At 53.6% G+C, this 7,192-nt stretch carries 8 protein-coding genes; 5 read left to right on the top strand and 3 right to left on the bottom strand.

Translation table 11 applies throughout. The annotated features are described in order from the left end of the window. Window positions 1-587: 587 nt before the first annotated feature. The gene (locus KGZ66_09320; GenBank protein ID MBS3985786.1) at window positions 588-1,046 is read left to right on the top strand and encodes a hypothetical protein; all 459 of its coding nucleotides are present in this window, start codon (window positions 588-590) and stop codon (window positions 1,044-1,046) included. A gap of 109 nt (window positions 1,047-1,155) precedes the next feature. Further along, window positions 1,156-2,424 (top strand): helix-turn-helix domain-containing protein, encoded by a 1,269-nt coding sequence (locus KGZ66_09315; protein ID MBS3985785.1) that lies wholly within the window; start codon window positions 1,156-1,158, stop codon window positions 2,422-2,424. Between the two features lie 8 nt (window positions 2,425-2,432). Here KGZ66_09315 and KGZ66_09310 read toward each other — a convergent pair whose 3' ends face one another. The 3 genes from KGZ66_09310 to KGZ66_09300 form a co-directional block, all read right to left on the bottom strand. Next, window positions 2,433-3,596: an OFA family MFS transporter gene (locus KGZ66_09310; GenBank protein ID MBS3985784.1), complete on the bottom strand. Its 1,164-nt coding sequence runs from the start codon at window positions 3,594-3,596 to the stop codon at window positions 2,433-2,435. Between the two features lie 151 nt (window positions 3,597-3,747). After that, a complete protein-coding gene (locus KGZ66_09305) occupies window positions 3,748-4,290 on the bottom strand; it encodes a DUF4256 domain-containing protein (protein MBS3985783.1) in 543 nt (180 codons plus the stop codon). A gap of 11 nt (window positions 4,291-4,301) precedes the next feature. Beyond that, window positions 4,302-4,673 (bottom strand): M23 family metallopeptidase, encoded by a 372-nt coding sequence (locus KGZ66_09300; GenBank protein MBS3985782.1) that lies wholly within the window; start codon window positions 4,671-4,673, stop codon window positions 4,302-4,304. A gap of 291 nt (window positions 4,674-4,964) precedes the next feature. Here KGZ66_09300 and KGZ66_09295 point away from each other — a divergent pair, with 291 nt between their 5' ends. From KGZ66_09295 to KGZ66_09285, 3 genes are read left to right on the top strand one after another with little or no spacing between them, the layout of a single operon-like run. Next, window positions 4,965-5,726 (top strand): NYN domain-containing protein, encoded by a 762-nt coding sequence (locus tag KGZ66_09295; protein ID MBS3985781.1) that lies wholly within the window; start codon window positions 4,965-4,967, stop codon window positions 5,724-5,726. Window positions 5,727-5,747: 21 nt separating this feature from the next. Further along, window positions 5,748-6,842, top strand: coding sequence for a beta-lactamase family protein (locus KGZ66_09290; GenBank protein MBS3985780.1), 1,095 nt, complete (start codon window positions 5,748-5,750; stop codon window positions 6,840-6,842). Continuing rightward, complete coding sequence (locus KGZ66_09285) at window positions 6,839-7,192, top strand: DUF2085 domain-containing protein (GenBank protein MBS3985779.1); 354 nt, start codon at window positions 6,839-6,841, stop codon at window positions 7,190-7,192. The genes KGZ66_09290 and KGZ66_09285 overlap by 4 nt, the downstream gene beginning before the upstream one ends.

Below are 7,192 nucleotides of genomic sequence, written 5' to 3'. Positions count from 1 at the left end.
TATGATCGGCACAAAACGCAAATCCTTACCTCATATGGTGACCCCAAACTGGTGTGACCGGCTTCGCCTAAGGTGTTGACCACGCACCCGCTAGCTTCTCACCCCCCGCATTAGGGGCCCGCGTATCCCAGACAAGAGGTTTTGAGGCTAGTGCCTGAGATAACTGTATACAACAATAGCAACAGCTACCTAAAAGGAGCTGTTGCTGCAGCCCAACTACCAAGCGGAGTGAGCCCTTTTGTTGAGCTTGGTAACACCACAGTGCAAATGCACGCACCGGTTGATATTCGGCAGGGGCCTCCACAACCGAGCCTAAGCTTCAGCCTATCCATGCGGCTCCTTCCGCAGACAGCTGAGACCATTCTACAGCTTGAGGAGGTATTACAGGAACCGATGCGGGTCCAACTTATTCACGATGGCGGAACTGAGCTTCTATTGATTTACCCCACTGTAGTAAACAGGGTTAAGCGACAATGATTGGCGCGGGAAACGTTGGGGAGGTTCTTACTGTGTTCGGTGGGGCTATTTTGCGCATTGGGATTTTCACCTAGTTTGTGGTGCTGCATGCGATATTAGCGGGACTTCTCTTGGCGGTGCCGCTTGCTTTACTATACGGCCACTTCAGAGCTAGGAGGTCTGGTGTCGCCACTGTCAAAGTGCCAATCATGCTTTACATACTCTTTGTGGCTGTTTTCGCTTCTTTCGCATTCCTGCAGCTGACAGACTACGCGTATGCTACAGGCATCCACGTGACGTCACGCGCAGAGGGTCGATATGAGATATCTTTTGTGTTGCGCAATAGGTCCTTGATGCCGATAAGGCTGGAGCTCCTTCTCTTCGACGTGATAGGCGAATACCGCTTGGAAGACGTCCAGATAGACGGAAATCGTCTTGCGGGCGGGCACAGGGTGGAGTCTAGGCAAGCTGTAACAGTCACTATTACTGCCTCGTTCGCTATGCCCCTTGACGATACAGCGTTGGGCCTCTCATACTTGACGGGGACGGGCCAACGCAGAGTTCTTCGCCTACAAGTTCCGTTGCCATAAAGTTGGGGGGCATAAGGACTCGCGCTCGCGGGTCCTTGTCCTGCTTGCCGGTGTCTGTGTTGAGGGCATGCGCACAGAACGGTTTATGATTACGCGTGGAGGTGCGCCTATGATTGGGGAACGCATTAGGCAAGCTCGGCGTGCGTGCGGCATGACCCAAGCCGACTTAGCTAAAGGGCTTGTGTCGCGCTCATACATCGCTGCCATAGAAAGTGGCCGCGTGTCACCGTCGGCCGGCAATCTCCAGATACTAGCAGAGCGGTTGGGCCAACCACTGTCTCACTTCATTGCTGACCATGTAGATGTGGCCATGCAGCAGATCGAAGCTAGTCTCAATCAGGCCAAGGTGCATATGGTTCTAGGTAATGTATCGGAAGCTCAGTCCATCCTTGAAGGCGCTAAATGTACAGGCACGAGGACTATGTCTGCGGCGGTCCTGGCGCTGTATTACGAGTTGCAGGGCGAATTGCATCAGGACAGAGGGGCTATTGCTCAGTCCGTTAGCTACTTCACTGTGGCCGCCAATGAATATGTCAATGCAGGCAATTCAATGAAGGCGTGGGAATGCAGATACAGCGCGGCATCCACAATGTATCGGGGTGGTTACATGGATCAAGCGATTTCCCTCGCCATGGAGGCCGCAACAGCTTTAGGCAGTAGCGATTACAGGTGCTTGGCCTTGGCATATTACATGATTGGGTGCGCATATTTTGCCAAGGGCACTGTACAAGAGGCGCGCAATTACTTTGAGCAGGCAAGGGCATGCGCCTTAGTCACAACAGAGGCACATCTTTGTGCATTGCTGGGTGAGAGCAGCTGCCTGTTTCGCCAAGGTCAATGGAAGATGGCGCTTGCTTCTTCGCGGCAGGCGGTTGCCCTGGCCGAACAACACAACTTTCTGCAGCTAAAAGCCGAAGCACTGATTGGGGCAATGGCTTGCCTAGTACAACTTGGGGAACAGGAGTTGGCAAATGAAGCCCTTGACCAAATCACGTCATCAAAGGGTATCTCCGCGAGTTTAAGATGCAAAGCTTTACGGGAAATGCTCCTGACTACAGTGGAGGCAGCGCCCTCCTGGGATACGACTAGTCTTGAGTTCGATCTGAACCACCTTCTGAAAGAGGCCGAGTTTCCCAAAGACGATTGGGATAGGGTAAAAGGCGAATGGGCCTTAGAAAAGTGCCGCCTTATGCGGGGGCATGGTGATGTTGCTGCATCTGCGGCATCATTTGCTGAAGCTTTTAGTAGCATCGGAAGGCTGAAGGACGCTGCGGATGTTCTCAGTTTTGGGGCAAAATTGCTTAATCGCGCTGGGAAAACGCATTCCGCATACAGCATGCTTAGTAAAGCGTACGACTTATTGCATGCACAGCAATAGCCGTTGATCTACGCCATCCTATACTTGTGCTTAAGAATCAGGCAGAGCACTACGCCGACCGCAGCCAGTACACCTGCGCTTAAGAAAGCGGGGGTAAAGCTGCCGGTGGCGTCATAGATGGCAGCCCCCGCAGCCGGCATAAAGGCCCCAAAAGCCAAGCCGGTAAAAACTAACCCGTAGTTAACGCCAAGGTGCTTGGTGCCAAAAGCCGCGGCGGTCAGCGCCGGGAAGGTAGCCAAAACCACTGCTAGGCCCCAGCCGACGAGTGCTGCGGCAATATAGAGCGTCACTAAGTTTACGGCAATAACGTTAAACAGCAGTAGCGTCACAGCTTGTATCAAGAAGCTTACGGTCATCACCAGGACCGTGCCGAACTTATCGCTTAAGTATCCGGCAAACGGTCTGCCAAATCCGTTAAAGCCAGAGAAAATCGCCACAGCCGCCGCGGCTTCGGTGGCACTAAGGCCCATAATTAACCTGGCGAAAGGCGGGATAAGGGCCGCACAGAGCATGCCACCCGCGATAACCACGCCAAACGCCAGCCACATAACCCAAAACAGAGGGTTCCGTAAGAGGTCACTTGGCTTAGCCTCAAGCGGTGTAGCGGCCTGTCTTTTTTGGGCTTGCTTTGCCTTGCCTGCACGCGGCACGCTCTCGGCGGGGTTACGGAGTAACCCGGCGGCCACAAGACACATAACAAAACCAATGACGGCAATGAGTAGCAGCGTTCCTTCTATGCCATAGACAGGCAGTAAGTGCTCGGCTTTAAGTGGCGCAACTACCGTGCCTGCCAGGCCAACACCCATTACGGCGCAGGAGATAGCGAAAGCCGGTCTGTCCGGGAACCATTTTCGTACGGGCGGAGCCACACAGGCATAAATAGTGCCGGCGCCGATTCCGCCTGTAAAGCCATAGGTTAAGAACAGCCACCACGGATAAGGAAAGCGCCCGACCAACGCCGCCCCACCAAACCCAAGCAAAATAAACACGGCCCCAAGTAGACATGTCTTCTGGGGGCCGATTGTATCCTGCAGGCGGCCGGCGGGAACCATTACTAGAGCAAACACCAAGAAAAAGATAGTAAAGGGCAGGGCTGCCTCAGCCGTTGTCCAATCAAACCGCTCAACCAATGGCACTACCATCGGCCCCCAAGCGTAGGCTACCCCTGCCAAAAAGGCGAGTAGGAATCCGGCAAAAACGATACTTATGCGCGTCCAATCGTGTCTAATGTTCTTCCCCTCCGTAATCTATGCTACTACATAGATTCGCCCCCGCTAGGTGCTTCTCCTGCGGGGGCAAGGGGGGAGGGGCTGAACCATTAGATTAGACTCGCAGCGAGCCGCGAAACCCGCGTACGCTGTAGAAGGAAGCTGCACCGTTGTGATAAATAAAGACGCGGCCAAAGCGGCGGTCACCAAAGATAGCGCCACCTAGTTTGCGTACCTCGGCAGGCGTCTTAAGCCAGCTAGAAGTCTTCGTGTCAAAGCTCCCTAAGCGCTGTAGCTCATGATACGCCTCTTCTGTAAGCAGCTCGATGCCCATTGCCGCAGCCATGTCGACAGCGTTTCCGGAGGGAAAGATGCCCTTCTTCTCCCTTTCTGCTTGCCCGGCGCGGTCGTAACAGCTGTTCCTGCGCCCTAAAGGAGTCTCAGGCGAGCAATCGCAAAAGATTACTGCACCGGTCTGCGGGTCGCAACCAATCACATCCGGCTCGCCGCCGGTGCTTTCCATTTCACGCAGAGACCCTAGCTTCATGGGGTTAGCGTCAAGTCTCGCTTGCACTTGCTCCCACTTAATCCCGAGGTGACGCTTTGCGTTCGCAGCAAAACGGGCCCTGAGAACGTCCATAATTTCCTGGCTTGACACGAATAGCCCCCCTATACGTATCTAATGCGGGCGTCGCTTGCAGGAATCGCGCGATCAACTTTTGTCCATGTGCCGTCTGCGTAAATCTCCAGGTGGGTAAATGCACAGGGTAGACCTTTGGCCTGCATGAGGCTCGCGCTGTCCATCAGTTGAAAATGCAGGTGCGGCGACGTGGAATTGCCGGTGTGCCCGACTTTTCCTAACAACTGCCCGGCAGTTATGTTATCACCCGCTTTGACCTGCACAGTTTCAGGGTGTAAATGGGCATAAAATGAATAACAGGCTTCATGTTTGAGTATGACATAGTTGCCCACTAGGTCATGCAGGTCGGCGTTTTCTGGGTCGCGGCGGGAGATGCGCTTGGCAAACTTAAGTGAAGTCAAAGGCGTATCGCTGACCGAGTTGGTCGGTGCCGTGACTGGGGACTTTGCTGCCTGGGGTATTGGGAGCGACCCATTCCCCTCGCAGGGGAAAATCGACAATTATAGCGTCGTTCATCTAGAGAACTGCTCCTTTAAGTTGATTTTGTCTACCATGTTCTGCGCAACTGTTGGCATCCTTCCCCGGGGGCGCCCATTTCGGCCAAGCGAGTGCGCTCCCCATTTTCTGAGCAGGGTTTTGAGCAGGTCTGTCGAAGTGGACTAAGAGCGAGAGATAAGACTGGAGATGGGAAGATGGGTAAAGAGCAAAAGATAGCAGTTCTCATCGACGCCGAGAACGTTTCGGAAAAGTACATTAAGGCCATCATTGACGAGATTTCTAACCACGGCACACCTACCTATAAACGCATTTACGGCGACTGGACGAAGCCGCAGCTCGCTGCGTGGAAGGCGGTGCTGCTTAATTACTCGATTACGCCGATTCAGCAGTACAGCTATACTGCCGGAAAGAACTCCACAGATGCTGCGCTAATCATCGACGCCATGGATATTCTTTACTCCAAGAACGTGGACGGCTTCTGCATTGTGTCAAGCGACAGCGACTTCACGCGGTTAGCGGCCCGTTTGCGTGAAGCAGGGATGTTGGTAATCGGTATGGGCGAGCAGAAAACGCCGATGCCATTTATCTCGTCGTGTGAAAAGTTTAAGTATCTCGAAGTGCTAGCCCCGGCGACGGCAAAGCCTACCGCGCCCGATGCTGCGAAAAAGGGACAGCCAAGTGCCGAGGAACCCAAACTAAGAATGACGCCGCAAAGCGAGCTCATTCTGGCCATCAAGACCATTATCACCGAGGTTTCCGACGAAGACGGGTGGGTCTATCTTGGTGAGCTTGGGAACGTGCTAACTAAGCGCTTCCCAGATTTTGATACGCGCAATTATGGCTACAACAAGCTTACGCCCTTTGTGGCCTCGCTCAAGCAATTCGAACTGCGTTCCACGCGCACCAGCAACCCCAGCGTAAGCCTAAAGTACGTGCGGAACAAGGAGACGGAATAGGGACGGAGGAGCGCGACATAGATGATTTACAAGAAGAACCGTCCCTTTTGTTCTGCTTTGTTAGTCGGGCGCCTCGATGCCATGTTACAGAAGGCAGCTAAGCGAGCAAAGACACTGCAATTTGCCATGCACAACCCGGAGCTAGATCTGAGCTATAGCTTTTCCAGCACGGTGCCCGAGCAGCGTTTTCACAGCGCAAGCGTCGGCAAATTGATGACCGCTACGTTAGTCTTTATGGCTATCGAGCAGGGTAGGCTTAGTCTTGACAGCAAAGTTAGGCCCATCCTAGAGCCAGGTATGCTAGACCGCTTGTGTGTTTTTAAGGGGCAGGATTATCAAGACGACGTGACAGTGCGGCAGCTGTTAGGCCATATGTCCGGCGTAAACGACTATTTTGAGAGTAAGACGTTTGACGGAGCCTCGTTTGTGGACGAAGTCATCAAGCAACCAAATGTCTTCTGGAAACCAGGCGACCTCCTAGATTTCACTCGGACCCGGCAAAGCGCCATTGCCGCCCCGGGACAAAAGTTCTTGTACTCAGATACCGGCTATGTGCTACTAGGCCTGTTAGTTGAGGCAGTATACCAAATGCCTTTTCACTCGGCGCTTAAGACCTACATATTTACCCCAGCCGGCATGACGCAGACAACGTTGTGTTTTTACGGCGAGGGCTTCGACCAGTCGGCCTTAGCCCCGCTCTTTGTCAACGGTGTCGATGTCCACACATATACTAGCCTCAGTTGCGACTTCTCAGGCGGAGGGTTGTCTACTACCGCCGGAGACCTGCTTAAGTTTCTCGGTCATTTGCAGCACGGCCATTACATCAGAGGTACATCGCTTGCCGCCATGGCGAGCTTCACCCATCGCTACCGCCAAGGGCTACATTACGGCCTAGGCATGATGGAAGTGCGCTTTGGCGAGTTCTTTTTCCTACTGAACAGATTGCCTAGACTGCGCGGGCATCTAGGCGTTACCGGTGTGCATGCGTGGTATGATCATGCTTCCCAAGCGACCTACGTCCTAAATGTGGGAAACACCAAGGACATGGCCACGAGCTTTAGGCTGCTTATAGACATATTGATGCTCGTTCAGCGCGAGCAGAGCACACGCAAGTGAAGCAAAAGGCTCCGTCCCTTTTGCTTCACTGTCATCGGCGGAGCGACCGCTCGCTGTTCTTTAGGGGCAAGCAACTCCCTGTCTGCGCTAGGTGTACCGGCATGCTACTTGGCTACCTAGCTTATCCCTTAATGCTGCTTAACTTGGTTGAGATTGGCGTCTTAATTTGCCTAGGTATGCAGCTGCCCGCTCTTCTTGACGGCTATACGCAGTACAGGGGGTGGCGGGAAAGCAACAACACTTTACGGGTCATTACAGGACTTCTCTCTGGGGTGGGTCAGTCCGGCCTAGTGGTTATCGGCGGGCGATACCTCGCTCAGGTGGTGATTGAACTAGGGTGGTTGCGTTGA

The sequence above is a fragment of the Selenomonadales bacterium genome, from assembly GCA_018335585.1.
Classification (GTDB): domain Bacteria; phylum Bacillota; class UBA994; order UBA994; family UBA994; genus UBA994.
The sequence above is the reverse complement of the archived record's forward strand: the minus strand, read 5'-3'. Positions and strand labels throughout refer to the sequence as shown.